The sequence below is a fragment of the Streptomyces sp. NPDC005728 genome, assembly GCF_040630895.1.
Lineage (GTDB): Bacteria > Actinomycetota > Actinomycetes > Streptomycetales > Streptomycetaceae > Streptomyces.
Window position 1 is genome coordinate 95,685 of record NZ_JBEXYL010000012.1, and the last position, 24,145, is coordinate 119,829.

At 71.9% G+C, this 24,145-nt stretch carries 23 protein-coding genes and 1 pseudogene; 9 read left to right on the forward strand and 15 right to left on the reverse strand.

Annotated elements, in window-relative coordinates:
- Window positions 1-4: 4 nt before the first annotated feature.
- Window positions 5-1,219: a cytochrome P450 gene (locus ABZ471_RS11620; RefSeq protein ID WP_359065017.1), complete on the reverse strand. Its 1,215-nt coding sequence runs from the start codon at window positions 1,217-1,219 to the stop codon at window positions 5-7.
- Window positions 1,216-2,280 carry a type III polyketide synthase gene (locus ABZ471_RS11625; protein ID WP_359065019.1) on the reverse strand — a complete coding sequence of 355 codons (1,065 nt, stop codon included), beginning with the start codon at window positions 2,278-2,280 and terminating at the stop codon, window positions 1,216-1,218. Before ABZ471_RS11625 ends, ABZ471_RS11620 begins: the two co-directional genes overlap by 4 nt.
- A gap of 165 nt (window positions 2,281-2,445) precedes the next feature.
- Here ABZ471_RS11625 and ABZ471_RS11630 point away from each other — a divergent pair, with 165 nt between their 5' ends.
- On the forward strand, window positions 2,446-3,108 hold the full coding sequence (locus ABZ471_RS11630; RefSeq protein ID WP_359065021.1) for a transcriptional regulator: 663 nt from the start codon (window positions 2,446-2,448) through the stop codon (window positions 3,106-3,108).
- Between the two features lie 61 nt (window positions 3,109-3,169).
- Here the strand turns inward: ABZ471_RS11630 and ABZ471_RS11635 are convergent, their stop codons facing one another.
- The 5 genes and pseudogenes from ABZ471_RS11635 to ABZ471_RS11655 form a co-directional block, all read right to left on the reverse strand.
- Window positions 3,170-3,403: a DUF6213 family protein gene (locus ABZ471_RS11635; protein WP_359065023.1), complete on the reverse strand. Its 234-nt coding sequence runs from the start codon at window positions 3,401-3,403 to the stop codon at window positions 3,170-3,172.
- 25 nt (window positions 3,404-3,428) lie between these two features.
- Window positions 3,429-4,814 (reverse strand): NADP-dependent succinic semialdehyde dehydrogenase, encoded by a 1,386-nt coding sequence (locus ABZ471_RS11640; RefSeq protein WP_359065025.1) that lies wholly within the window; start codon window positions 4,812-4,814, stop codon window positions 3,429-3,431.
- A gap of 75 nt (window positions 4,815-4,889) precedes the next feature.
- Window positions 4,890-5,363, reverse strand: coding sequence for an NUDIX domain-containing protein (locus ABZ471_RS11645; RefSeq protein WP_359065028.1), 474 nt, complete (start codon window positions 5,361-5,363; stop codon window positions 4,890-4,892).
- Complete coding sequence (locus tag ABZ471_RS11650; RefSeq protein ID WP_359065030.1) at window positions 5,360-6,898, reverse strand: ATP-dependent DNA ligase; 1,539 nt, start codon at window positions 6,896-6,898, stop codon at window positions 5,360-5,362. The genes ABZ471_RS11645 and ABZ471_RS11650 overlap by 4 nt, the downstream gene beginning before the upstream one ends.
- Before the next feature lie 29 nt (window positions 6,899-6,927).
- Window positions 6,928-7,886 (reverse strand): annotated as a pseudogene (locus ABZ471_RS11655) (NAD(P)/FAD-dependent oxidoreductase).
- A 78-nt stretch (window positions 7,887-7,964) separates the two neighbouring features.
- On the opposite strand from ABZ471_RS11655, the gene ABZ471_RS11660 reads away from it, so the two are divergent.
- From ABZ471_RS11660 to ABZ471_RS11685, 6 genes are all read left to right on the forward strand, one after another.
- Entirely contained in the window at window positions 7,965-8,546 is a 582-nt protein-coding gene (locus ABZ471_RS11660) for an XRE family transcriptional regulator (RefSeq protein ID WP_359065032.1), read from the forward strand.
- Between the two features lie 90 nt (window positions 8,547-8,636).
- Window positions 8,637-9,608 carry an NADPH:quinone oxidoreductase family protein gene (locus ABZ471_RS11665; protein WP_359065034.1) on the forward strand — a complete coding sequence of 324 codons (972 nt, stop codon included), beginning with the start codon at window positions 8,637-8,639 and terminating at the stop codon, window positions 9,606-9,608.
- Window positions 9,605-10,786, forward strand: a complete 1,182-nt coding sequence (locus tag ABZ471_RS11670; protein WP_359065036.1) for an acyl-CoA dehydrogenase family protein — start codon at window positions 9,605-9,607, stop codon at window positions 10,784-10,786. Before ABZ471_RS11665 ends, ABZ471_RS11670 begins: the two co-directional genes overlap by 4 nt.
- Window positions 10,783-11,865 carry an acyl-CoA dehydrogenase family protein gene (locus ABZ471_RS11675; RefSeq protein WP_359065038.1) on the forward strand — a complete coding sequence of 361 codons (1,083 nt, stop codon included), beginning with the start codon at window positions 10,783-10,785 and terminating at the stop codon, window positions 11,863-11,865. The genes ABZ471_RS11670 and ABZ471_RS11675 overlap by 4 nt, the downstream gene beginning before the upstream one ends.
- 173 nt (window positions 11,866-12,038) lie before the next feature.
- Window positions 12,039-12,902, forward strand: a complete 864-nt coding sequence (locus tag ABZ471_RS11680) for a phosphatidylinositol-specific phospholipase C/glycerophosphodiester phosphodiesterase family protein (protein ID WP_359065040.1) — start codon at window positions 12,039-12,041, stop codon at window positions 12,900-12,902.
- A gap of 101 nt (window positions 12,903-13,003) precedes the next feature.
- A complete protein-coding gene (locus ABZ471_RS11685; protein ID WP_359065042.1) occupies window positions 13,004-13,198 on the forward strand; it encodes a hypothetical protein in 195 nt (64 codons plus the stop codon).
- Window positions 13,199-13,215: 17 nt separating this feature from the next.
- Here ABZ471_RS11685 and ABZ471_RS11690 read toward each other — a convergent pair whose 3' ends face one another.
- The 3 genes from ABZ471_RS11690 to ABZ471_RS11700 all read right to left on the reverse strand — a co-directional run bounded on the left by ABZ471_RS11690 (window position 13,216) and on the right by ABZ471_RS11700 (window position 15,336).
- On the reverse strand, window positions 13,216-14,451 hold the full coding sequence (locus ABZ471_RS11690) for a phosphodiester glycosidase family protein (protein WP_359065044.1): 1,236 nt from the start codon (window positions 14,449-14,451) through the stop codon (window positions 13,216-13,218).
- 75 nt (window positions 14,452-14,526) lie between these two features.
- Window positions 14,527-14,886, reverse strand: coding sequence for a DUF779 domain-containing protein (locus ABZ471_RS11695; RefSeq protein ID WP_359065046.1), 360 nt, complete (start codon window positions 14,884-14,886; stop codon window positions 14,527-14,529).
- Window positions 14,887-14,988: 102 nt separating this feature from the next.
- A complete protein-coding gene (locus ABZ471_RS11700; RefSeq protein WP_359065048.1) occupies window positions 14,989-15,336 on the reverse strand; it encodes a VOC family protein in 348 nt (115 codons plus the stop codon).
- A gap of 83 nt (window positions 15,337-15,419) precedes the next feature.
- Here ABZ471_RS11700 and ABZ471_RS11705 point away from each other — a divergent pair, with 83 nt between their 5' ends.
- A complete protein-coding gene (locus ABZ471_RS11705) occupies window positions 15,420-15,920 on the forward strand; it encodes a hypothetical protein (RefSeq protein WP_359065050.1) in 501 nt (166 codons plus the stop codon).
- 14 nt (window positions 15,921-15,934) lie between these two features.
- On the opposite strand, the gene ABZ471_RS11710 is transcribed toward ABZ471_RS11705, so the two are convergent.
- Window positions 15,935-17,929 (reverse strand): N-acetylmuramoyl-L-alanine amidase, encoded by a 1,995-nt coding sequence (locus ABZ471_RS11710; RefSeq protein ID WP_359065052.1) that lies wholly within the window; start codon window positions 17,927-17,929, stop codon window positions 15,935-15,937.
- 216 nt (window positions 17,930-18,145) lie between these two features.
- A complete protein-coding gene (locus ABZ471_RS11715) occupies window positions 18,146-19,693 on the reverse strand; it encodes a M1 family metallopeptidase (protein WP_359065054.1) in 1,548 nt (515 codons plus the stop codon).
- A gap of 168 nt (window positions 19,694-19,861) precedes the next feature.
- Here ABZ471_RS11715 and ABZ471_RS11720 point away from each other — a divergent pair, with 168 nt between their 5' ends.
- On the forward strand, window positions 19,862-20,824 hold the full coding sequence (locus tag ABZ471_RS11720) for an SDR family NAD(P)-dependent oxidoreductase (RefSeq protein WP_359065056.1): 963 nt from the start codon (window positions 19,862-19,864) through the stop codon (window positions 20,822-20,824).
- A 185-nt stretch (window positions 20,825-21,009) separates the two neighbouring features.
- On the opposite strand, the gene sbnA is transcribed toward ABZ471_RS11720, so the two are convergent.
- Genes sbnA through ABZ471_RS11735 form a run of 3 tightly spaced genes read right to left on the reverse strand, consistent with a single transcriptional unit; the run spans window position 21,010 to window position 24,141 of the window.
- The gene (sbnA, locus tag ABZ471_RS11725) at window positions 21,010-22,032 is read right to left on the reverse strand and encodes a 2,3-diaminopropionate biosynthesis protein SbnA (protein WP_359065058.1); all 1,023 of its coding nucleotides are present in this window, start codon (window positions 22,030-22,032) and stop codon (window positions 21,010-21,012) included.
- Between the two features lie 37 nt (window positions 22,033-22,069).
- Window positions 22,070-23,140, reverse strand: a complete 1,071-nt coding sequence (gene sbnB, locus ABZ471_RS11730; protein WP_359065060.1) for a 2,3-diaminopropionate biosynthesis protein SbnB — start codon at window positions 23,138-23,140, stop codon at window positions 22,070-22,072.
- Window positions 23,137-24,141 (reverse strand): TauD/TfdA family dioxygenase, encoded by a 1,005-nt coding sequence (locus tag ABZ471_RS11735; protein WP_359065062.1) that lies wholly within the window; start codon window positions 24,139-24,141, stop codon window positions 23,137-23,139. The genes sbnB and ABZ471_RS11735 overlap by 4 nt, the downstream gene beginning before the upstream one ends.
- Window positions 24,142-24,145: the final 4 nt, after the last annotated feature.

Here is a 24,145-nt window from a genome sequence, read left to right on the forward strand (position 1 = left end):
CCGCTCACCACGTCACGGGAAGGGCCTCGGGCCCGCGGATCAACGCGCCCTTCCTGAAGGGCACCTGACCGGGCGACACGGCGAGCTTCAGGCCCGGTACCCGGTCCAGCAGGGCGTCGACCAGCAGCTCGGACTCCAGCCGGGCGAGCTGGCCGCCCGGGCAGTAGTGCGGGCCGAAGCCGAACGCCACATGCGGGTTGGGGCTGCGGGAGAAGTCGATGGTCTCCGGGTCGCAGAAGACGTCCGGGTCGCGGTTGGCGGCCAGGTAGGAGACGTAGACCGGATCGCCCGCGCGGATCCGTACGCCCCTGATCTCCACGTCCTCCAGGGCGATCCGGGAGAGGCCGACGGCGCTGCGGTGCGGGATGTACCGCAGCAGTTCGTCGATCGCCCGGGGGCGGATCTCCGGGTCGGAGCGCAGCCGCCTGGCCAGGTCGGGGCGGGTCAGCAGCAGGTAGAACATCTGCCCGCTGTTGTTGGTGACCGCCTCGCCGCCGATCTGGAGGAGGACGGTGAGACCGACGGCCTCCTCCAGGGTGACCTCGCCCCGGCCCACGGCGGCGCCGAGCAGCGAGGTGACGTCCTCGGCCGTGCTGCCCTCGCGCAGCCGTACGAGGTCGGAGAAGTAGGCGCTCATCTCGCGCTTGGCCTTCTCACTGACCTCCTTGCCGTGCGAGGAGGACAGGATCAGCTGCGTCCAGGTGTGCATGCTGTGCCGGTCGGCCGGCGGCACACCCAGCAGCTCGCAGATCACCGCGATCGGGAAGGGGCTGAGCACCGCACTGGTGAGGTCGGCGGGCGGGCCGTCCTGGAGGAGTTCGCCTACCAGGTCGTCCAGCATGCCGCGCGCCTCGTCCCGGACCCGCTCGACGCCCTTCGCGGTGAACGCGGGGGCGACCGAGCGGCGCAGCCGGGTGTGGTCGGGCGGGTCCAGGAAGCCGACCGCGCCACGGTCCGGGATGAAGTGCGGGGCGACCCGGGTCACCTGCCTGTCCAGGACCGCCTCGCGGCCGAAGCGGGGGTCGTTGGCCACCCTGCGCACATCGTCGTACCGGGTGACCAGCCATGCCCAGCCCTCGCCGTTGGGCAGCTGGATGCGGGTGACCGGGCCCTCGCTCATCAGCTCGGTGAGCACCGGGTCGAAGTCCGTCCCGGAGAGGTGGACGGCCGGCCAGTGCCGGATCGGGGGCAGGGTCTCGGTGAGGGTCTCTTCGCTCATCGTCTCTTCTCGCCGTCCTGGACCCAGCGGCCCACGGTCATCTCGGCGGTGATACCGGGACCGAACCCGGCCAGCAGCCCGCGCGCCCGGTGCTCGGCACCGCCCTCGTCGAAGAGCCGGCGCAGCGCGTCCAGGACGACGGCGCTGGCGATGTTGCCGTACTCGGTGAGCGTGGCTCGGCTGAACCGGAACGCGTGCGGGTCGACCTGCAGGAACTTGCTGAGGTCGTCGAGTATTCGGGGCCCGCCCGCGTGGATGATGTAGAAGTCCAGGTCGGCGGCGTCCCACCCGTGGGATCCCGCGAGCTCCTGGAGCGCCGGGGCGAGCGGCTCCATGGTGGTTGGCACCCGCTTGTCCAGCAGGAAGTGGAAGCCGGTGGCCCGGACGTCGTACGCGATCCAGTCCTCGGTCTTGGGGATCAGGTACGAGCCGTTGCGCTCCAGTTGCACGCCCGTGCCGCCGCGGCCGCGCACCACGGCCGCGGCGATGCCGTCGCCGAACAGGCCGTTGGACAGCAGCGAGCCGACGCCGAGGTCGGTGGGCTGGTAGCACAGCGAGCAGAACTCGCAGGCCACGATCAGGACGTTGCTCTCCGGATAGGCCGCGCAGAAGTCGTGGGCCCGGTTGATGGCCGCGCCGCCGGCCGCACAGCCCAGCTGGGCTATGGGGAGCTGACGGGTGGTGGACGAGAAGTCCATCTCGTTGATCAGCCACGCGGTCAGCGAGGGCATCATGAAGCCCGTGCAGGACACGTAGATGATGACATCGATGTCGGCGGTCAGAAGCTCGGCTTCGTCGAGCGCCCGCTGGATCACCGCGGGGACGCGGGCCTTCGCCTCGGCCTCGTAGAGCTTGTTGCGGTCCTCGAACCCCGGGTGCTTCAGGGTCTCCTCGATGGGCTGCACGATGTGCCGGGTGCGGACGCCCGTGTTCTCGATCAGTCGGAGGGCCAGCGGGAGCTGCGGGTGGTCGGCGTGGTGCTCGCGTGCGAGCTCCAGCGTCTCCTCCATCGTGATCACATGTTCGGGTACGGACACCGAGGGTCTGCACAAAGTCGCCATGAGCCGTCCCTGCTTTCGCCGTCCGGCAGACCTGCGCCCGCCGGTCAGAAAGGTGGTCCACCCAGGTTCACCCGAGGGGGCGACGATCTCTCGTCGGATTACTCCGAATCGGGGACGACGGGTAGGGATCGGATCCGGAGCCCGTAGCCCCCGCAGGAGGATCAGATGACGCTCTCGGCCGCTGAACTGCTGGCCTCGACGACCGCGCAACTCGCCCCGGACTCCCGTGCCAACCGGCTCGTCCCGCTGATCGCCCGAGGCGGGGCGAGCCGCGCAACGCTCGCCGCCCTGGCCCTGGAACAGCAGTGGGTGATTCCCGCGGACCACCGTTCCTTCCTGCATCTGGCGGAACGCGCGGCCGACACCCCCACCGCGGCCGCCTTCTTCACCTCGCTCGCCGAGGGCGAGACGCTGGCGGGGGAGCGGCTGCCCGCGTTCGCCGAGGCGTGCGGAGTGACCGGGGAGCGGACGCGCACCTACGAGCCTCTGCCCGGCTGCCAGGCCTACCCCGCCTACGTGTCCTGGCTGGCCCTCCACGCCTCCCCGGCGGACGTGATCCTGGCCCTCACCGCCAACTTCTCGGAGTGGGGCGGCTATTGCGCCCGCATCGCCGAAGGCCTGCGCCGCCACTACGGCTTTCCGGACGAGGCCTGCGCCTTCTTCGACTTCTTCGCGGCTCCGGCCCCCGACCTGGACGCCCAGGCGACGGCAGCGGTACAGACGGCCCTGGAGACCGGCCGCCTCGACGAGGCAGCCGCGCACCGCCACGGCCGTCTCCTGCAGTCGTACGAGGCAATGTTCTGGGCAACGCTGGGGGAGACCGCCTAGGGGCGCGGGGAACTGCGCGAGAAGCCATGGCGTACCCGCAGCCGGAAGCGCACGCGAACCCCTACGGCGCTCCACTGCTGTGCGCGATGCAGGCCACGTCGATACGATCCGCGAGCTTCGCCAGCTCAATGGTCAGCGCGGCGACCGTATGCTCGTCGAGCCCCTGCTCCCCGGCCTCGACAAGGTGCAGCCACCGCCCACCCACGGTCCGCAACAACTTACTCACGTCGGCCGCAGACACCTGCAAGGTACCGCGGTCGTCGACGATCAGAGGCAGGGTCACTTCGCGGTTCACAAACGGGATGGTAGCCGCGCAGCCCTCACGCACCCTGCCAAACCGTGGTGATGTTGCAGAACTCCCGGATTCCGTGCCCGGACAGCTCACGCCCGTACCCGGACCGCTTCACACCGCCGAACGGGAACGCCGGGTGGGAGGCGGTCATCCCGTTGACGTACACGCCGCCCGCCTCCAGGTCCCGCGCGAACCGCTCCACCTCGTCGTCGTCCCGCGTCCACACGTTCGAACTCAGCCCGAAGGGGGAGTCATTGGCGATCAGTACCGCCTCGTCCAGGTCCTCGGCCCGGTACAGCGTGGCGACCGGCCCGAACGCCTCCTCGCGATGGATGCGCATCTCCCGGGTGATGCCCGCCAGCACGGTCGGCGGGTAGAACCAGCCCGGCCCGTCGGGGCGCTGCCCGCCGCACAGCACCTGCGCCCCACTGCGCTTCGCGTCGTCGACCAGTTCCTCCAGGTCAGCCCGCCCCTGCTCGCTGGCGAGCGGTCCGATCTCGGTGTCCTCCTCCAGGGGGTCGCCGATCCTGAGCGCCTTCATGCCCGCGACGAACTTCTCGGTGAAGGCGTCGTACGCGTCGGTGTGCACGATGAACCGCTTGGCCGCGATGCACGACTGCCCGTTGTTCTGCACCCGGGCGGTCACGGCGACCTGTGCCGCCCGGTCGAGATCGGCGGACGGCATGACGACATAGGGGTCGCTGCCGCCCAGCTCCAGCACCGTCTTCTTGATCATCTCGCCGGAGGTGGCGGCGACGGCGCGTCCGGCCGGCTCGCTGCCCGTGAGCGTCGCCGCCTTCACCCGCTCGTCGCGCAGGACGGCGTCGACCGCTCCCGAGCCGATCAGCAGAGTCTGGAAGCAGCCCTCCTTGAAGCCCGCCCGGTGGAACAGGTCCTCCAGGTACAGGGCGGTCTGGGGGACGTTCGAGGCGTGCTTGAGCAGGCCCACGTTGCCGGCCATCAGCGCGGGCGCGGCGAAGCGGACCACCTGCCAGAGCGGGAAGTTCCACGGCATCACGGCGAGGACGGCGCCGATCGGCCGGTAGCGGACCCGGACCCGGGAGGCGCCCGAGTCCGCCACGTCCGACTCGGGCGGCTCCTCGTCGGCCAGCAGCCCCTCGGCGCGTTCGGCGTACCAGCGCATCGCCCTGGCGCATTTCGCGGCCTCCGCGCGGGCCTGCTTGACCGGCTTGCCCATCTCGGTGGTCATGACCCTGCCGATCTCGTCCAGATCCTCGTCCAGCAGGTCGGCGGCCTTGTTCAGCAGTCGGGAGCGTTCGGCGAAGGCGGTCGTCCGGTAGGTGCGGAACGTGGCCTCGGCGAGCTGGAGCCGGCGTTCCAGCTCCTCCTCGCCCATGGGCTCGTACGTCTTGAGCGTCTCGCCGTTCGCCGGGTTCACCGTCGCGATGGGCATGGCTGGCCTCCCTGGGAGCGGGCTTGCTTCGACCTTCGCGCGCGGTGGAGCCGACCGCAACGTGTGGGAGCTTGTTCAGCCCGTGTGCTCCGCCAGCCGGTCGAGGAAGGCCGCCTGGGCGGTGATGATCACTTCGCGGGCGCGGCCGAGACCGAACCACGCGACCCGGTCCAGCTCCGGGAAATCCTGCGTCCGGCCGGACCTCGGCGGCCACTCCATGGTGAAGGTGCCGGGGTCGATCGTCTCCGGGTCCAGGTCGGCCTCGATCGCCCATACCGTCACGATCTTGCCGTTGGCCTGCACGACCTCGCCGAGCGGCACGGCCTCCCCGTCGGGCGGCGCGAGCCCCAGCTCCTCCCGGAACTCGCGGCGGGCGGCCTCCCAGGCGGGCTCGTCGGGCTCGTACTCGCCCTTGGGCACGGTCCACGCACCGGCGTCCTTCTTGGCGAAGAACGGTCCGCCCATATGGCCGAGCAACACCTCTGGTCCCTCGTCGGTGTGCCGGAACAACAGCAGTCCCGCGCTGCGCTTCGTCGTCCGCACCGTCACGGTCCGACCTCCGGGTGGGCTGCCAGCAGGGCCTCCACCGTATCGGCCTCCTCGGGCCGTTTGTCCTCGCGGTAGCGGACCACGCGGGCGAAGCGCAGGGTGACGCCGGCCGGGTAGCGGGAGGAGCGCTGCAGGCCGTCGTAGGCGATCTCGACGACGAGTTCGGGGCGTACGGTGACCACCCGGCCGTTGTCCTCCACGGCCAGCTCCCGGAGCCGCTCGGTCTGCCAGGCGAGCATCGTGTCGGTCATGCCCTTGAAGGTCTTGCCGAGCATCGCGAAGGTGCCGTCCGGGTTGCGGGCGCCGAGGTGGAGGTTGGAGAGCCTGCCGGTGCGGCGGCCGTGGCCCCACTCGGCGGCCAGTACGACCAGGTCGAGCGTGTGCACGGGCTTGACCTTCAGCCAGGAGGCACCGCGCCGGCCCGCACTGTAGGGGGCGTCCAGCGCCTTGACGACCACGCCCTCGTGGCCGCGGGCCAGCGTGTCGGCGAGGAAGCGTTCCGCCTCCGTGATGCCGTCCGGGCCGGCCACCAGGGTCCGGCGCACCCGCATCGGCCCGGGCACCAGCCGGGCCAGCTCCGCGTGCCGGTCGGTGAAGGGAAGGTCCAGCAGGTCGTTGCCGTCGACCGACAGGGCGTCGAAGAAGACGGGGGAGACCGGGACCTCCCCGGCGGCCTTCGCCACGTCCGTCCGGGAGCCGACCCGGCCGGCCGTCTCCTGGAAGGAGCGGGGCCGGCCGTCCGCGTCGAAGGAGATCACCTCGCCGTCCAGGATGAAGCGCTCGCCCGCCAACCCCAGTGCGGCGGTGGTCACTTCGGGCAGCCGGTCGGTGATGTCGTCCAGGGTGCGGGTGTGGATCCGTACCGAGTCGCCGTCGCGGTGGACCTGGACCCGGATGCCGTCCAGCTTCTCCTCCACGGCGCACGAGCCCAGCTTCTCGACCGCCTCGGCGACCGAGGAAGCGCTCTGCGCCAGCATCGGCAGCACCGGACGGCCCACGGTCAGCCGGAACCGGTCCAGCGCCCCGGGCCCCTCGGCGAGCAGGGCCCCGGCGACCGTCTGCAGCGACCCGGCGAGCATCACCGCCCGCCGTACGTCCGCCGGATCCGCGCCGGTCGCCCGGGCGAGACCCTCCACGGCGACCGCGTCCAGCGCGCCCTGCCGGACCTCGCCGGTGAGCAGACCGAGCAGGAAGTGCTGCTCCTCCTCGGTGGCCGCGCCCATCAGCTCGCCGACGAGCCGGGCCCGCTCCGCCTGGGAACCGGGCCCGGACACCTTGCCCAGTGCGCTCAGCCGGGCGTCGACCTCCCGCACGGTGAGGGAGGGCTCGGCGGCGGCCGGCACCGGGCGGCTCAGCACCTTCCAGCCGACCCCGAGCCGGCCCTGCGGGAGCCGTCCGGCCAGATAGGGGATGACGATCGGCGCGTCGTCCGCCTCCGCGTCCCGGAACAGCTCCGCGAGCAGCGCGGTCTTGCGGGACCTGGCAGCCGTCGCGGCGACCTCCCGGGACACCTCCGCGAGCCGGATCAGCAGCATGCAGCCATGGTGCACCGGCGGTGCGGCGGCTACACCCGGACGGCCGCGTCCAGGTCGGCGAAGAGCAGTTCCGCGTTGATCGCCGCTCCGGCCCGGTAGCCGCGGCTCGCCGCGTTCACCACCTGCTCGGCGAAGCCGCTCGCGTTGCCCGCCGCCCACAGCCCGGGTACGGTCGTCAGGCCCCGCTCGTCGATCACCGGGTAACTGCCGAAGGGCATCTCGGGCAGCTCCGCGCCCAGGCGGACGGGCAGGTCGTCCTGCGGAACGGCACGCGGGGCGACGTACAGCGCCTCGCGCGCGTGGACCGTGCCTCCCCCGGAGGAGGTACCCCAGGCGAGCCGGACCCGCAGAGCCGGTCCTGCGCGGTGAGCACCTCGGCGACCTCGCCGGGTACGACCGCGACTCCGGCGACGGCCAGCCTGCGCCGATCGTCGTCCGTCAGCTCGGTCTCCCGCACCTGGTGCAGGAAGAGGTGCACGTCGTCGGACCACTGGGTGACCATCAGCGCCCGGTGCACGCTCAGCGGGCTCGTCGCGAGCACGCCGGTCGGCCGGTCCCGGACCTCCCAGCCGTGGCAGTGCGGGCAGTGGACCACGTCCCGGCCGAACCGCTCGGCCAGCCCCGGGACCGGGGGAAGCTCGTCCTTCAGGCCGGTGGCGACGACCAGTTGCCGTGCCCGCACGGTACGGCCGCTCGCCAGTTCCACGGTGAAGTCCTCGCCCCTGGCCGTGTCCACGACGCGGTCCCGGACCAGCCGGACGCCGTACCGGGCGATCTCCTCGCGCCCGATCGCCGGCAACTCGGCGGGTGACATGCCGTCCCGGGTCAGACAGCCCTGCACGTGTGCGGACGGCGCGTTGCACGGCTCGCCCGCGTCGACCACCAGCGTGCGGCGCCGGGCCCGGCCCAGCACCAGCGCGGCGGACAGCCCGGCCGCGCCGCCCCCGACGACGACCGCTTCCCAGCCCTCGTCAAGCCTCTCGGTCATGGTGACCGCCTCCGTGGCCGACGGTCGCCCGGGCACTGCCGTATTGACAAATGCCTTTGCCGAATCTGCAATGCGGGCATGAGCACCGAGAGCACGGACGACGTTCTGGCGGGCGTGGGCCCGCGGCTGCGGCGGATCCGCAAGGAGCGGGAGGTGACCCTGGCGGCGCTGTCCGAGGCGACCGGTATCTCCGTCAGCACCCTGTCCCGGCTCGAGTCGGGCCTGCGCAAACCGAGCCTGGAGCTGCTGCTGCCGATCGCCCAGGCCCATCAGGTCCCCCTGGACGAGCTGGTCGGTGCCCCGCCGATCGGCGACCCCCGGGTGCGGGCGAAGCCCGTCGAGCGGTACGGCCGCACCTTCTGGCCGCTGACCCGCCAGCCCGGCGGCCTCCAGGCCTTCAAGGTCCTCGAACCCCAGCGCAATCAGGAGCCGGAGCCGCGCACCCACGAGGGGTACGAGTGGCTGTACGTGCTCTCGGGCAGGCTCCGGCTGGTGCTGGGTGAGCACGACGTGGTGCTGTCGGCGGGGGAGGCCGCCGAGTTCGACACCCGGGTGCCGCACTGGTTCGGGTCGACGGGAGAGGGGCCGGTGGAGTTCCTGAGCCTGTTCGGGCCGCAGGGGGAGCGGATGCATGTGCGGGCGAGGCCGACCCGGACGTGACGTGACGTGCCACCTGTTTCCCGATCGGCAAGCGACCGCTTAGTATGCGTGCGGACCCGGTCAGACGAAGCAGTCCCGTGGAGGCCCCGCATGCAGGCATGGCAAGTGCACGAGAACGGCGAGCCGCGCGAGGTGATGCGCCTGGCGGAGGTGGAGCGGCCCACGCCCGGCGACGGCCAGGTGCTGCTGCGCGTCCGGGCCGCCAACATCAACTTCCCGGACGCCCTGATGTGCCGGGGTCAGTACCAGGTGCGGCCGCCGCTGCCCTTCACGCCCGGCGTGGAGATCTGCGCCGAGACCGAGGACGGCCGCCGGGTGATCGCCAACCCCGAGCTGCCGTACGGCGGATTCGCCGAGTACGCGGTCGCCGACGCCCGCGCCCTGCTGCCCGCACCCGAGTCGCTGGACGACGCCGAGGCCGCCGCGCTGCACATCGGGTACCAGACGGGCTGGTTCGGCCTGCACCGCCGGGCCCGCCTGGAAGCGGGGGAGACCCTGCTCGTGCACGCCGCCGCCGGAGGCGTCGGCAGCGCGGCCGTGCAGCTCGGCAAGGCGGCCGGGGCCACCGTGATCGGTGTCGTGGGCGGCGCCGACAAGGCGGCCGTCGCCCGTGAGCTGGGCTGCGACGTGGTCGTGGACCGCCGCAGCGAGGACGTGGTCGCGGCCGTGAAGGAGGCCACCGGCGGCCGGGGCGCCGACGTGATCTACGACCCCGTCGGCGGCGCGGCCTACGCCCAGTCCGCCAAGCTCGTCGCCTTCGAGGGCCGGATCATCGTCGTCGGCTTCGCCAGCGGCACCATCCCGAGCCCGGCCCTCAACCACGCCCTGGTGAAGAACTACTCGATCATGGGCCTCCACTGGGGCCTGTACAACACCAAGAACCCCAAGCTGGTCCTGCACTGTCACGAGCAGCTCACCGAGCTGGCCGCACGGGGTGCGATCAAGCCGCTGGTGAGCGAGCGGGTGCCGCTGGCCGGCGCCGCCGAGGCCGTGCAGCGGGTCGCCGACGGCGTGACCACCGGCCGGGTCGCCGTACTGCTGGAGAACGGAGCCGCCGCATGACCGACGCCGACGAACTGCGCCGCCGCACACGGGAGTTGCTGGCCGCGTATCCCCCCGCCACGACCGACCGCCTGGAGTTCCTCCGGGCCCGCTTCGACGCCGGGCTCGCCTGGGTCCACTACCCCGAGGGCCTCGGTGGCCTCGGTGTCCCGCGTTCCCTCCAGGTCGTCGTGGACGCCGAGCTGGAGTCCGCCGGAGCCCCCGACAACGACCCGCGGCGCAACGGCATCGGCCTCGGCATGGCGGCGCCGACCATCCTGAAGTACGGCACCGAGGAGCAGAAGGAACGCTTTCTGCGGCCCCTGTGGACGGGCGAGGAGGTGTGGTGCCAGCTCTTCAGCGAGCCCGGCGCCGGATCCGACCTGGCCGGCCTCGGTACGCGTGCCGTCCCTGAGGGCGACGGCTGGGTGGTCAACGGGCAGAAGGTGTGGACGTCCAGCGCGCACAACGCCCGCTGGGCCATCCTCATCGCCCGCACCGACCCGAACGTGCCCAAGCACGCGGGCATCACCTACTTCGTGTGCGACATGACCGACCCGGGCGTCGACGTCCGGCCGCTGCGCCAGATCACCGGCGAGGCCGAGTTCAACGAGGTGTTCCTGACCGACGTCCGCATCCCCGGCTCCCGCCGGCTCGGCGAGATCGGCGACGGCTGGCGCGTCGCCCAGACCACCCTGAACAACGAGCGCGTCGCCATCGGAGGCATGCGGCTGCCCCGTGAGGGCGGCATGATCGGCCCGGTCTCCAGGACCTGGCGTGAACGCCCCGAACTGCGCTCCCACGACCTGCACCAGCGGCTGCTCAAGCTCTGGGTCGAGGCCGAGGTCGCCCGCCTCACCGGCGAACGCCTGCGCCAGCAGCTCGTCGCGGGCCAGCCCGGCCCCGAGGGCGCCGGCATGAAGCTCGCCTTCGCCCGCCTCAACCAGGAGATCAGCGGCCTGGAGGTCGAACTCCGCGGCGAGGAGGGCCTGTTGTACGACGACTGGACCATGCGCCGCCCCGAACTGGTGGATTTCGTCGGCCGCGACGCCGGCTACCGCTACCTCCGCTCCAAGGGCAACAGCATCGAGGGCGGGACCAGCGAGGTCCTGCTGAACATCGTCGCCGAGCGCGTCCTGGGCCTGCCCGCCGAGCCGCGCACCGACAAGGACGTCGCCTGGAAGGACCTGGCCCGATGAGCACACAGCCGGATCTCCTCTACTCCGAGGAGGAAGAGGCGCTGCGCGCCGCGGTCCGCGACCTGCTCACGGACCACTGCGCACCGGCCGACGTGATCGTCCGCACCGAGTCGGACGCCCCGCACGACCTCGCCCTGTGGAAGTCCCTGGCCGTCGACATGGGCCTGGCCGGACTGCTGGTCCCCGAGGCGCAGGGCGGCCAGGGTGCCACGCATCGCGAAGCGGCCGTCGTACTCGAGGAGCTGGGGCGGGCGGTGGCGCCGGTCCCGTACCTGACCAGCGCGATCGTGGCGACCGAGGCCCTGCTGGCCTGCGGGGACGAGGAACTGCTGGGCCGCCTGGCCTCCGGGCGGACCATCGGCGCCCTCGCGGTCGGCCTGCACGCGGCTCCGGGCGCCGCCCTCAGGACCGTACGACTGGAGAACGGCACCCTGCACGGGGAGCTGACGGGCATCGCGGACGCGGCCGCCGCCGACGTCCTGCTCGTCCCGGCCGACGACGGCGGACTCCACGCCGTGGCCGCCGACGCGGTGACCGTCACTCCGCAGGTCTCCCTCGACCTCACCCGCCCGCTCGCCACCGTCACCCTCGACGGCGCGCCCGGCCGCCGCGTCGGCGACGCGGAACCCGCCGTACGACGGGCGCTGCGCGCCGCCGCCGGACTGCTCGCCTCCGAGCAGCTCGGCCTCGCCGACTGGGCGTTGACCGAGACCGTCCGGTACCTGAAGGAGCGCAAGCAGTTCAACCGTCCGGTCGGCGGCTTCCAGGCGCTCAAGCACCGGCTCGCCCAGCTGTGGCTGGAAGTCGTCAACCTCCGGGCGGCTGCCCGCGCCGCCGCCGACGCGTTGGCCTCCGGCGAGGACACCGACGTCACCGTGGCCGTCGCCCAGGCGTACGCCGCTCCCGTCGCCGTACACGCCGCCGAGGAGGCGCTGCAGCTCCACGCCGGCATCGGGATGACCTGGGAGCACCCGATCCACCTGTGCCTGAAGCGGGCCAAGGCCGACTCCATCGCCTACGGCACCGCGGGCGCCCACCGGGAGGCGCTGGCCGGACTGGTCGACCTGCAGGCGCCCTGACCCACCGCGTGTGAAGCCCGCCCCGCTCGGGGCGGGCTTCCTCGTGCGCGCACCCGTCACCAAGTGAACAGAGGGCAGCACTCCGGCCAACTCACCGTAGGACAGGGTCTTTTGGGTGGAGAGCGCACGCATACTCTCCCCGGTCCCATCCGGCCCCTCAAGGGAGGCAGCGCATGGCCCTCACCACCCGTCGCAGAGCCCTCACCACCCTCGGCGCCGCCCTCGCGGGCGCGGTCGCCCTGCCCGCCGCCCAGGCCCGGGCGGGCGGCGGCCACCGCGGCCCGCGCCCGCTGTGGCACGCGCACGCCCACAACGACTACGAGCACCCGCGGCCCCTGTCCGACGCCCTCGACCACCGCTTCGGCAGTGTCGAGGCCGACATCTTCCTCGTCGGCGACCAGCTGCTCATCGGCCACGACGCCTCCGAACTGGACCCGACCCGCACCCTCGAATCCCTCTACCTCGACCCGCTCGCGGCCCGCGTCAGGGCCAACCACGGCTCCGTGTACCGGGGGTGGCACCGGCCGCTCCAGCTCCTCGTCGACATCAAGACCGAGGGCTCCTCGACCTATCTCGAACTCGACCGCCACCTCAGGCGGTACCCGCACCTGTTCACCCGCTGTGCGCACGGCCGCGTCCACCCCGGGCCGGTCACCGCCGTCATCTCCGGCGACCGCGCGGCCCGTGTCCCGATGGAGGCCCAGACCGAGCGCCGCGCCTTCTACGACGGCCGGCTCGCCGACCTCGGCAGCGCGGCCCCCGCCTCCTTCGCTCCGCTGATCAGCGACAACTGGACCCTGAACTTCACCTGGCTGGGCCTGGGCCCCTTCCCGGACACCGAGCGGCAGAAGCTGCGGAGCATCACCGCCGCCGCTCACGCGCGCGGGCAGGAGATCCGGTTCTGGGCCACCCCGGACGCCGCCGGACCGGCCCGCGACGCCCTGTGGACCGAACTGCTCGCGGGCGGCGTCGACTACCTCAACACCGACGACCTCGCCGGGCTCGAGGCGTTCCTGGACGCACATCCGTCCGCATGACACCACACGATCGGAGGACACGTCAGCCGCCCGGACGAACCCTCCGCTACGCCACACTTGCGGCCGAACGCCGCTCATGGGCGTGGCGGAGGAGGTTCCCGATGGCCGTTTCCATCTCTGTGGTGCTGCTGCTCGTGATCATTGCCGTGATCTTCGTGCGCAACGGCGCGCTGAAGATCTCGCACGCCCTGGTCTGCATGCTGCTCGGCTTCTACCTGGCCAGCACCAGCATGGCGCCCACCATCCAAGGCGGGCTCACCGCGACGGCCGACCTGGTGAGCAGCCTGCGGCCCTAGGACCGCAGGCCGCGAGGTCAGGAAGAGAAGACCCCGATGCCGTTGGGCACGGGACGCTCGGCGCCGCCGCTCGGGTGGTTGCGGATCGTCACGCTGCTCGCCCCCGCATCGCGCGTGACCATCTCGCTCGAACCGCCGCCGTCGAGGTTGAACGCGTCGGAGGCGCCCAGCTCCTGCATCGTGCCGGCCTCCTCCGCGATGGTCATGCCGGTCCGGTAGTCGGCGGCCCCGTCCAGGGCGAGCAGCAGCATGCTGTGCCCGTCGTCGGCGAAACCCACGACCGTGCGCACGGCGGAGGCGGAGTCGTCGAGACCGGCCAGCGGCTCGCCGTCGCGCAGGACCGGGTAGCCGCCGATCGCGAACGCGTAGGGGACCTTGGCCGAGGCCGCCACGAGGTCGTGGGTGACGGTCACCGGGTCGCCCACCGACAGCTTGCGCAGCTGCCGCGCGCCCTCCTCGCGGCCCACCAGGACCGTGGTGTCCGCGGCGATCGAGCCGCTGCCCGGGGTGTCGGCGACGGAGACCACCCGGCCGCCCTGCACCTTCACCTCGTAGGTGTCCGCGCTGCACGGCGCCGCCCGGTCGGTGTCCGTGCCGCAGGTGGCCCGCACCCGGGAGACGCTGCCCCACCGCGAGGTGAAGGCGCCGACGGAGTTCTGCGGCAGGGCGTACTGGTTGAGGCCCTTGAGCGGGAGCTGCCCCTCCGGTGTGCCGACGGAGCCGCTGAGCGTGAGGCGGTCCAGGCGGGCCCGATGGTCGGTGCCCACACCGAACACGTCCTGCGTGGTGGTCCCGGGCGGCAGCGAGGGCCCGAACCGCTGGCCCTTCGGCACCGCCGCCTTGAGCACCTGTCCGCCCGCGATCGCCGGTCCCACGGTGGCGCCGGTCGCTTCGACGCCCGGGTGCTGCGTCTCGGTGATGTTGAAGAAGTCGCCGTTGACGCCGGCGACCGCGCCGGCCGAGTCGGCCAGCTTGGAGACGGTCGCGCGGGCGGCCACCGTCCCCGGGTACAACAGGTCCAGTCGGACGTGCGGATTGTTCAGATCGACGGTGAGCAGGTGGGCGTGTGCCTCGCCCGCCGCCGCCGCGATGTCGAACTGCCGGTAGGTGACACCCGGCGCGATGCGTCTGTCCAGCGCAACGGCACCGGCCGGTGCCGCCCCCGCCAGGGCCGCACCGGCCAGTACACCGAACGCGGTGAGAACCGTGAGAACCGATCTGCCTGCTGCCGTCTGCTGCCGATCGCGCGCCACTGCGCCCCCTGAAGTCTCGTCAACTGTCCCAGGAATCAGGGGAAGTGCAGCAGACGGCGATGGCGTACGGGGGTGCTAGGCGTCGACTACGCGAGAACGGGTGAGAAAACGCACTCCCTCGGGTGCCTCCAGTGAGAAGCCGCTCCCCCGTCCGGGTACCACGTCGACGATCAGCCGGGTGTGGCTCCACACCTCGAACTGGCTCCTCGACATCCAGAAGGTCACGGGCTCCTCGACACCGTCCACCGCCAGCTCCGCCAGCAGCACGTCCGAGCCGCCGGTCCGGAACTCGCCGTCCGGGTAGCACATGGGCGCGCTGCCGTCGCAACAGCCGCCGGACTGGTGGAACATCAGCGGGCCGTGCTCGGCCCGCAGCCGGCGCACCAGTTCGGCGGCCTCGGGGGTGAGTTCGACGCGGGGAACTTCCTCTTCCATGGTCACCGTCCTGGAGAGCCGGGGGCGTCGGGCGAGCACCAGTCTCACGGTTCGTCAGGAGTCCGTCCAGCAGGCGTCCTTGGACGCCCGGCCGGACCGGGGTCAGCCGTGGCTGAGGACGTTGACCACCCTCCCGTTCGGATCCCGTACGAAGAACCGACGCACCCCCCACTCCTCGTCGGTGAGCGGGTGCACGATCTCCGCACCCCGCTCCCGCATCGCCGCGTACACCGCGTCCACGTCGTCGACCTCGATGCTCAGGTCCGGTGCGACGGGCGCGGTACGGTCCTCGCTCATGAGGCTCAGCTGGACGGCGGGGTTCTCGGCGGAGGCGAGCGTCACGATCCACCCGTGGTTCATGACCTCTTCGAAGCCCAGCGCCCCGTAGAACTCCGCGCTCTCCGGCAGGGCGGTCGATCGGACGTTGGGCACGACACGGCGTACGTACATCTCGCGGCTCCGCTGGTCGGTCGGACGGGGACGGACGGTGCGGGCAGCCTATCCGGCGCCAGGAGGCACGAGAGAATGGCCCCATGCGTGCCCACTCGTCCTTCGACCGGCCCGAACCGCGTCTCGTACTCACAGGCGAACATCCGCTCTGGGACGAGGCGCTGGTAGCGCTCAACCGGGATCTGGCGGTGACCCTGCCCGGGCAACGGCCCCTGCGTCTCCTCGCGCTGCCGCCCTGGGAGGAGGGCGAACCGGAGCAGCTCTACGTCGCCCTCACCCCCCGCGAGTGGCACGGCCAGCCCCTGGGGCTCGACTCCGACACCTCCACCGCAGCGCTCCTTGCCGTCGCCGAGGCGGCCCAGGACACGGTCACGGAGCGCGCGTGGCAGGCGTGGCCTGTCTGCGCCGTGCACGATCTCGGGATGCACGTGCGCGAGGTGGACGGGCGTCCGTCGTGGTGGTGCGCCGGCAGGGCCGCCCCGCAGGACCCGCCACACGTCCGCGCCGCCATCGGCGAGTTGGACACCCTGCAGCGCCCGAACCGGCCGAACCGGAAGCGCCGGAAGAAGCGCTGGCGGGACTGATGCCGTGACCCGGGTCAGGACAGGGGAGTGCCCGCCGCGTCTCCGGGCGGGCCTGCCGCAGCCGTCGACTTCACCACGTCGACGTCACTCGCCCGGACATAGGCGAGCCGGTGGCCGAGCTGGATCTCGTAGTACGCCTCCTGGCCCTTCACCACCGGGGACGGGGAGTTGTCGGAGGACGGCTTCTCCAGGTAGGAGCCGAGGACGCGGGACTGCGTCACATACCGCTGGCCTGCGCGAAGGGTGTACGGGAGCGGCGACTCGGCGGGCTGCTCGTCCCCCTCCTCCGGGAAGGCGTCCGCCTCCGGCAGGGCACGGCCGAACGCCTCGACCTCCCTCAGGCCCTCCTTCGGGGTCACCATCCGGCCGCGCGCACCGACGGCCGTCGGATGCGCCGGCGGGTTCTTGAACCAGGCCTTGTGGCCCTGGTACCAGATCGCCGTCCAGTCGCCGGTGCGGTCGGCGACCGCGAAGGTCTGGCCCGCGGAGACCCGCGATCCCAGGTCGTCGACGTCCTCCGTGGAGTCCTCGCCGTCGGGGTGCCGGCCCGGGTCCTGGATCAGCGGAGCGCCGTCGTCCGGATCGGTGTGCAGGCGCACCGCGCTGGAGCCGTGCGGCGCACACGTCACACCGCTCTTGGTGCACCCCGTGAACAGCGGGTGGTGGGTGGGGTAGTCCGGCAGGATCATCACGACGTCGCTGTCCGGCCCGGCCGTCGCCTTCAGCGGTGCGCCGAGCAGGTCGAAGTAGTGCCGCCAGTCCCAGAAGGGGCCCGGGTCGTCGTGCATGTCCGGGATGCTGTCCTCGGTCGGGGCCGGCACGTTGTCATGGCCGAAGACGTGCTGCCGGTCGAGCGGAACCCCGTACTTCTTCGCCAGGTACTTCACCAGGCGGGCCGAGGCCCGGTACATCGTCTCCGTGTACCAGGCGTCCGGCTGCCGCAGGAATCCCTCGTGCTCGATCCCGATCGAGCGGGCGTTCACGAACTGGCTGCCGGAGTGCCAGGCCGCGTCCTTGGTCCTGACGTGCTGGGTGATGTGGCCGTCCCGGGAGCGGATGGAGTAGTGCCACGACGCCTCCTCCGGATCCTGGACCGTCTGCAGCATCGACGCCAGCGGCGCCTCGGTGTCGTGGATGACGATGTAGTCGATCCGCTGGTCCCTGGGCCGGTCGGCCAGCTGGTGGTTGCCGTACTGGTCGTCGTCGATCTCGACGTACGGCGCGCTGAGCCAGGAGCAGGACAGCTCCGGCGGGCAGTCGACCTCCTCCGGCCGCGGCGTGCCCTCGGCGAGGAGGGAGTGCGGGCGGACGCGGGGGTTCGCGGCGAGGCTGACGTGCTGCCCCGCGTCGGTGGTGCGGTGCGCGCCCCGGCGGATCACGTCGAAGACGTCGTTCGCATAGGTCACCGCCGAGGTGCGGTCGGCGGCGCCCGGGAAGCGCGTGACGGTCTCCCACCAGTCCGCCGGGTCAGGGCTGAGCGGCTTGCCGAGCTGTCGCTGGGTCGCGGCGAGGAGGGCCGCGCCGCCGCGCACGTTGGCGGCGTCGTCGTTCCGCAGCTGCTCGGCCGGAAGCCCGGTCAGGAGTGCGGCCCGTTCCAGGTCCGCCGACGGACCGGCGCGGTCCGCGGGGAAGCTCGCGTCCGGTGAGGCGGGCTGTCCGGCCGCCCCCGTGCGCGGCCGGACAGCACCCTGCTGCGGTGTCTGCTGCGGCTGGAGTCTGCGGGCGTCCACCAGGTGCATCGGTCCGTAGCCGCCGACAACACTCGGGGAGCCCGGATGGGAGTCCCACCGCGACTGCAGGTAGGACACGCCCATGAGCACGCTCTGGGGGACGCGGTACTCGTTCGCGGCGGCCGTGTAGTCGTCCTGCAGGCGTTGGTCCGACGGTGTGCCGTCCGCCGAGCGGTCGATCAGCAACGGCACGAGAAGCGCCGCCGAAGCGGTCACACAGATGATCCGCCGGTGTCCGCGCACGGCACTGGAGACGCGGGGGGCGACGCGCTTTTTCATGGAGATGCCTCCGACGAGGGTCAGCGTGGCCAGGACAAATGCGACCAGGGCACACGGCGTTGCCCTTCAAGGCGGGAGAAGGCCGCCCTGCGCGTCACCCCTCGTACGTTTCCGTGCCTCGCGCGCCGCGTCGCGCCGAGCGTCACCGGCGTGGACCAGCCGTCGGGCACAGGCCACCCGGTCGGCGGCACCTCGTCGGCGCCGGCGGGGGAGGGCTCAGTCCTGGACCGGGTCCACCTGCCAGTCGGGGTGCCCGGGCATCGGCGGGGTGTGCGGCCCGTACAGCCAGGGCGTCAGAAAGGGCGTCAGATCCTCGCGGGCGACGTCGGACGCCAGCCTGACGAAGTCGCGGGTGCCGGCGGCCCGGCCCCGGTACGTCGTCACCCAGGACCGCTCGATCCGGTCGAAGGTGTCCTCGCCCACCTTCTCCCGCAGCGCGTAGAGCACCAGCGCCGAGCCGTCGTAGCGCATCTGGCGGAACAGGGTGGGCTCGGTGGGCTCGGCGGGCGCGCCGTCGTCGTGCCGCCACTGGTCGTGCTGTTCGTACGCGGACCGCATCATCTCCTCGAAGTCGATGCCGTCGTGGGTGTCGGAGTAGAGAAGCTCGTAGAAACGGGCGTGACCCTCGCTCAGCCACAGGTCGGACCACCGCCGGATCGCGACGCTGTCGCCGGTCCAGTGGTGGGTGAGTTCGTGTACGAGGTTGCGCTCGGCGTCGACCCGGTCGCCGAGGAGGTCGCTGCTCGGCACGACGGACAGCGACTGGGTCTCCAGGGCCACCGGCAGGTCGGCGTCCCCGACCAGGACGCCGTAACGGCGGAAGGGATAGGGCCCGAGCCGCTTCTCCAGCCAGGCCAGGTGCTGGGGCGTGAGCGCGCGGTACGCCTCGGTGCCGGTGACCAGGTCCTGCGGGACCGCGTCCCGGACGGGCAGCCCGCGAGGCCCCTTGCCGTCCACGAACGCGTATGTCCCGACGGCCATCTGGACCAGCTGGGCGGCGACCGGATGTTCGGAGTCGTAGGTCCACCGGATCCGCCCGTCCGGTTGCCGGACGCGCTCGACGAGCCGGCCGTTGGCGACGGCGGTCAGCCCCGGCGGGGTGGTGATGCGGAAGGTGAACGGCGCCCGCACGCTGGGGTGGTCGTCGGCCGGAAAGATCATCTTGGCGCCGTCGGGCTGGAGGGACAGCAGGGTGCCGTCGGGCGTGGGTACCCAGCCGTAGTCCTGGATCGCGTCGTCACGGTGGCGTCGCTGCGTCGGGTCGGCGGTGTAGGCGACCCGGACGCTGAACGCCCGCCCGCGGGCGATCGGGCGGCCCGGGGTGACCACGAGTTCGTCGCCGTCGCGCACGGCCTTCGCCGGTGTGCCGTCCACGGTGACCGTGTGCAGCGTGTTGCCCGCGAAGTCGAGGTCGAAACGGGACAGGGCCTGCGTCGCAGTGGCACTGACGGTGGCGGCCGCGGCGAACGGGGTGCCCGGTGCGCGCCAGTCGAAGGCGAGGGTGTAGCGGCGGACCGTGTAGCCGCCGTTGCCGTCGAGCGGCAGGAGCGGGTCGCCGAGGCCCCGGGCACCCGGGGACGGGATCTCGTCCGGTGGGCGGGCGGAGGCGCCGGGTGCGGGGCGCCCGGCGCGGGCAGGCCCGTGGTGCTCCCCGTGGGTGAGGGTGAGGGTGAGGACGGCGGCGCCCGTGATCCCGACGGCCCCGGTCAGGGCGAGGGCCGTGCGCCGGGTACGGATGCCGCGCCGGGTGAACGACGCCTTCACCGGGCGAACCGGCGGGCCGGGAGTGCTGCGTGGACCGGCCGACCGCCGGCCGTCGTGATGCCCATGGCGGAACTATGTCATAAGAGATCACTAATGGATGTTTTGCCCTGACGTATGCAAAGTGTTCTGCTTGACTTCGAGTGCACTCCAATTCGTAGCGTTTCGGACATGACCACTGCACAGCACAAGATCGGTTCGGGGTTCGGCGCCGAGAGCACCGCCGACGACGTCCTCACGGGTACCGACCTCACCGGAAAGCTCGCGATCGTCACCGGCGGCTACTCGGGGCTCGGCCTGGAGACCACCCGGGCGCTGACCAAGGCGGGCGCCCGGGTCGTCGTCCCGGCCCGCCGTCCGGACACCGCGCGCGAGGCGCTGGCGGGCCTCGACCGTGTCGAGGTGGACGAGCTGGACCTGGGGGACCTGGAGAGCGTGCGGGCGTTCGCCGAGCGGTTCCTCGCCTCCGGCCGCACCGTCGACCTCATGATCGACAACGCCGGGATCATGGCCTGCCCCGAGACCCGCGTCGGGCCCGGCTGGGAGGCGCAGTTCGCCACCAACCACCTCGGCCACTACGCCCTGGTCAACCGCCTGTGGCCAGCGATCCAGCCCGGTGGCGCCCGCGTGGTCTCCGTCTCCTCCCGCGGCCACCACTTCTCCGGCATCCGCTGGGACGACGTCCACTGGCAGCGCGGCTACGACAAGTGGGAGGCCTACGGCCAGGCCAAGACCGCGAACGTCCTGTTCGCCGTCCACCTCGACAAGCTCGGCAAGGACCACGGCGTGCGTGCCTTCTCGCTCCACCCCGGCGGCATCATCACCCCGCTCCAGCGGCACCTGCCCATGGAGGAGATGATCGAGCGCGGCTGGATCGACGAACAGGGCAACGTGCTCAACCCCGAGGGCTTCAAGACCCCGCAGCAGGGCGCGGCCACCCAGGTGTGGGCGGCCACCTCGCCCCAGCTGGAGGGCATGGGCGGCGTCTACCTGGAGGACTGCGACATCGCCGAGCCGGCCACCGCGGACGACGCGCGCTTCGGCGTCAAGGCCTGGGCGACGGACCCTGAGCAGGCGGCCCGCCTGTGGGCACTGTCGGCACAGCTGACGGGCGTCGACGCATTCGGGGCGTGACCCGAAGACCCCCGGGGCCGAGCCGATCGGGTTCGGCCGCCTGGCCACCGACCCCCACCAGCGGCGCGGAGCCGGCTTGGGCTTCGCGCCGCGCCCCGACACCCGGGGCGTGCACGCCATCCTCGGCCGGGAGGGGCAGGCGGTGGGCGCCGCGGTGGCCGAGGAGTGCGCACCCGCAGGGGCTGCTACGGTCTCGTCCGGCGTTCCGGCTCCTGTGACGCGGACTTGTCCGTCGGGGCGGTGCTCAGGGGCGCGGAGTCGAGCACCAGATCGCCGTACAGGTCCTGCAGCCAGTTGGTCTGGTAGATGGTGTCGAGGTAGCGCTCGCCGAGATCGGGCGCGATGGCCACCGCGATGAGGCCACGGGTGTCGTGCCGGGCCAGCCAGTCCGTCGCGCCGCTGACCACCGTCCCCGTCGAGCCGCCGAACAGGAAGCCGCGTCTGGCCATGCGGTGACACGTCCGGATGGTGTCCGCCTCCTCCACCCGGATCACCTCGTCCACGAAGGACTCGTCGAGCAGCGGGGGACGCATGCTCATGCCCAGGCCGGGGATCATCCGCCGGCCCGGTTTGCCGCCGAAGGCGACCGAGCCCACGCTGTCCACGGCGACGATCCGCACCGGCCGGTGCCACTGCCGGAAGTAGCGCGCGCAGCCCATCAGGGTCCCGGCGGTGCCCGCCCCGACGAACAGCACGTCCAGCCGCGGGAAGTGGGCGGCGATCTCCGGCGCCGTCGTGCGGTGGTGCGCTCTCCAGTTACCGGGATTGGTGTACTGACTGAGCCACACGTACCGGTCGTCGGATTCGCACAGCCCGCGGACGTACTCGATCCGCGTGCCCAGGAAGCCGCCGTTCTCGTCCAGGTCGGCCACGACGTGCACTTGGCTGCCGAGCGCCTCCATCAGCAGCCGGGTGGACAGGTTGCAACGGGAGTCCGTCACGCACAGGAACCGGTAGCCCTTGCTCGCGGCGATCATGCTGAGCGCCACGCCCAGGTTCCCGGAGGACGATTCGACGAGGATGGAACGCGGCGTCAGGACTCCGTCCCGCTCGGCGCTCTCCACCATCTCGTTCGCGGCCTTCAACTTGATGGAGCCGGCGAAGTTGAAGCCCTCGCACTTCAGGTAGAGAGGGCATCCGAAGATCGACTCGAGGTCGACGAAGAGGCCGTCTTCGTTGAAGTCCTGGGGCGCGGATATTACGGGCACGGTGAGCCTCCTGGTGCCAGGGCTGAGGACAACGGCCTCAGCCGAACCGGCGCAGGTCGTGGAAGAAGTCGTCGATGAGGCGGAGGTCGCCCGCCCCGGCTGCTTCGTCGTAGACGTACTTGCCGACGGCGAGATCGAGGATGCCCAGTCCGAACGGCGAGAAGACCACCGGTCGGTCGGGCGGCGGAGCGGCCCGTCCGAGCATCACGTCGTTGAGCGTGCCGTTCAGGAAGTCGCGGTTGCCGGTGCGCTGTTCGACCAGGTGCGGGGACGTGTCGGCCTTCAGGCAGTGCTCGACGTCGTCGACGAAGTTGGCCGAGGCCAGCAGGATCTCGGGCGCCAGGTCGCGCAGGGAGATGTGCAGCACCAGCGGGTTGTGGGTGAACCAGGCCGGGTCGGTGACATGGGGTTCACCGGCGACGGTGGCGAAGACGACGAGGTCGCTGGAGCGGACGAGGTCCTCGGCACTGTCGTGCACGGTGACCTCGGCGGTGGTGCCGGACTTCCGCAGATAGCCGCTGAAGCCGTCGGCGCTGTCCGGGGACACGTCGTGCACGCCGATCGTGTCGAACGCCCAGTCGGTGCCGGCCAGGAAGGTGTGGATGTAGCGGGCGATCAGACCCGTGCCGAAGAATCCGACACGGGTGGGGCGCGGCCGGTTGCGGCTGAGCCAGTCGGCGGCCAGCGCGGCGGACGCGGCGGTCCTGGTCGCGCTGATGATGGAGCTCTCCAGGCACGCGAACGGGTAGCCCGTGTCCGGGTCGTTGAGGATGAGGACCGCGGAGGCCCGGGGCAGCCCGGTGCGCACGTTGTCCGGGAAGCTGGAGATCCACTTGAGGCCGTCCACGTGGACCGATCCGCCGACGGAGGCGGGCAGCGCGATGATCCGCGCGCTGGGTCGGTCGGGGAAACGCAGGAAGTAGGACGGCGGGTTGACCGAGTCCCCGGCGCCGTGCAGCCGGTAGGTGGCCTCGACCAGTTCCACGATCTGCTTCTCGCGCCCGCTGAGCGCCTGCTGCACCTGGGTGCCGGAGATCACCGCGAACGTCGGTGCCGACGCCGGGTGCGGCGGGCGCGACGGGGTTGCGGTGGACAACAGATGGGTCATCGCTGGCTCGCCTCCGGGGTCGGGCAGTTGTCGGCCAGGCTGCGGGGCTCGGCCATGCCGACCAGAACCTCTCGCTCACCGGTGTAGGCCTCTCGGCTGTGTGCGGTGCGGATGTTGTCGACGAGCATCAGGTCACCGGCCTGCCAGGGCTCGCGCCTGGTGTGCTCCTCGTAGGTGCTGTTGAGCAGCTGGACGACGTCCTCGCCGATCGGAGTGCCGTCCCCGTAGCGGGTGTTGAACGGCAGCCCGTCCTCGCCGTATTCGTCCAGCAGGTACTCGCGCACCTCCGGGGCCAGCGTCCACTCGTTGAGGAAGGCGATCTGGTTGAACCAGCAGCGCCTGCCCGTGAGCGGGTGCCGCACGATCGCGCTGCGGCGCTGCTCGGTGTGCAGGGAACCGTCGGGCCGCCAGGTGAAGTCGATGGCATGGGCCCGGCAGTAGCGCTCGATCTCGGCGCGGTCGTCGGTGCCGAACGACTCCGTCAGGGACGCCCCGATCTCGTCGTTGTAGGAGCGCGTCAGCAGCCAGCCCTCACGCTCGAATCGTTCCGTCAGCCGGGTGGGCAGCGCCTGCAGCACCTGTTCCGCGTCGGCCACCGCGGTCGCCCCGCCCTCGCCGGGCGCGGTCAGACACGCGAACAGCATCAGGCCGGGCACCTCCAGTGTGTAGCTCAGCTCGTGGTGCATGCACATCGGCTGGTTGGCCGGCCAGGCCGTGGAGGAGTACAGCCCGGGGCCGTACGCCTCACGCGGGGCGAAGGCCTCGCGCTCGGGCATCAGAGCACCGGCGAGCCCCGCGAAGACGGCACCGACCTGGGCCGCCTCCCGCAGTGCCAGCCCGCGGACGATCAGTGCACCGTGCTCGGTGACCTGCGCACGCAGCGGCTCGCGGTACTCGGCCGCCCAACTCGCCGCGTCGCCTGGGGACTCGACGCGCAGGATCGCGGGTCTGTCCGGTCGCAGCTCCACGTCGAGGGGTGCTGCCAGGGGTGAGGAGGACATCTAG

Bases quoted from the DNA above. Each gene is read 5' to 3' on its own strand.
- ABZ471_RS11620 (WP_359065017.1), bottom strand. From the start codon at position 1,219: ATGAGCGAAGAGACCCTCACCGAGACCCTGCCCCCGATCCGGCACTGG.
- ABZ471_RS11625 (WP_359065019.1), bottom strand. From the start codon at position 2,280: ATGGCGACTTTGTGCAGACCCTCGGTGTCCGTACCCGAACATGTGATC.
- ABZ471_RS11630 (WP_359065021.1), top strand. From the start codon at position 2,446: ATGACGCTCTCGGCCGCTGAACTGCTGGCCTCGACGACCGCGCAACTC.
- ABZ471_RS11640 (WP_359065025.1), bottom strand. From the start codon at position 4,814: ATGCCCATCGCGACGGTGAACCCGGCGAACGGCGAGACGCTCAAGACG.
- ABZ471_RS11650 (WP_359065030.1), bottom strand. From the start codon at position 6,898: ATGCTGCTGATCCGGCTCGCGGAGGTGTCCCGGGAGGTCGCCGCGACG.
- ABZ471_RS11660 (WP_359065032.1), top strand. From the start codon at position 7,965: ATGAGCACCGAGAGCACGGACGACGTTCTGGCGGGCGTGGGCCCGCGG.
- ABZ471_RS11665 (WP_359065034.1), top strand. From the start codon at position 8,637: ATGCAGGCATGGCAAGTGCACGAGAACGGCGAGCCGCGCGAGGTGATG.
- ABZ471_RS11670 (WP_359065036.1), top strand. From the start codon at position 9,605: ATGACCGACGCCGACGAACTGCGCCGCCGCACACGGGAGTTGCTGGCC.
- ABZ471_RS11675 (WP_359065038.1), top strand. From the start codon at position 10,783: ATGAGCACACAGCCGGATCTCCTCTACTCCGAGGAGGAAGAGGCGCTG.
- ABZ471_RS11680 (WP_359065040.1), top strand. From the start codon at position 12,039: ATGGCCCTCACCACCCGTCGCAGAGCCCTCACCACCCTCGGCGCCGCC.
- ABZ471_RS11685 (WP_359065042.1), top strand. From the start codon at position 13,004: ATGGCCGTTTCCATCTCTGTGGTGCTGCTGCTCGTGATCATTGCCGTG.
- ABZ471_RS11695 (WP_359065046.1), bottom strand. From the start codon at position 14,886: ATGGAAGAGGAAGTTCCCCGCGTCGAACTCACCCCCGAGGCCGCCGAA.
- ABZ471_RS11700 (WP_359065048.1), bottom strand. From the start codon at position 15,336: ATGTACGTACGCCGTGTCGTGCCCAACGTCCGATCGACCGCCCTGCCG.
- ABZ471_RS11705 (WP_359065050.1), top strand. From the start codon at position 15,420: ATGCGTGCCCACTCGTCCTTCGACCGGCCCGAACCGCGTCTCGTACTC.
- ABZ471_RS11710 (WP_359065052.1), bottom strand. From the start codon at position 17,929: ATGAAAAAGCGCGTCGCCCCCCGCGTCTCCAGTGCCGTGCGCGGACAC.
- ABZ471_RS11720 (WP_359065056.1), top strand. From the start codon at position 19,862: ATGACCACTGCACAGCACAAGATCGGTTCGGGGTTCGGCGCCGAGAGC.
- sbnB (WP_359065060.1), bottom strand. From the start codon at position 23,140: ATGACCCATCTGTTGTCCACCGCAACCCCGTCGCGCCCGCCGCACCCG.
- ABZ471_RS11735 (WP_359065062.1), bottom strand. From the start codon at position 24,141: ATGTCCTCCTCACCCCTGGCAGCACCCCTCGACGTGGAGCTGCGACCG.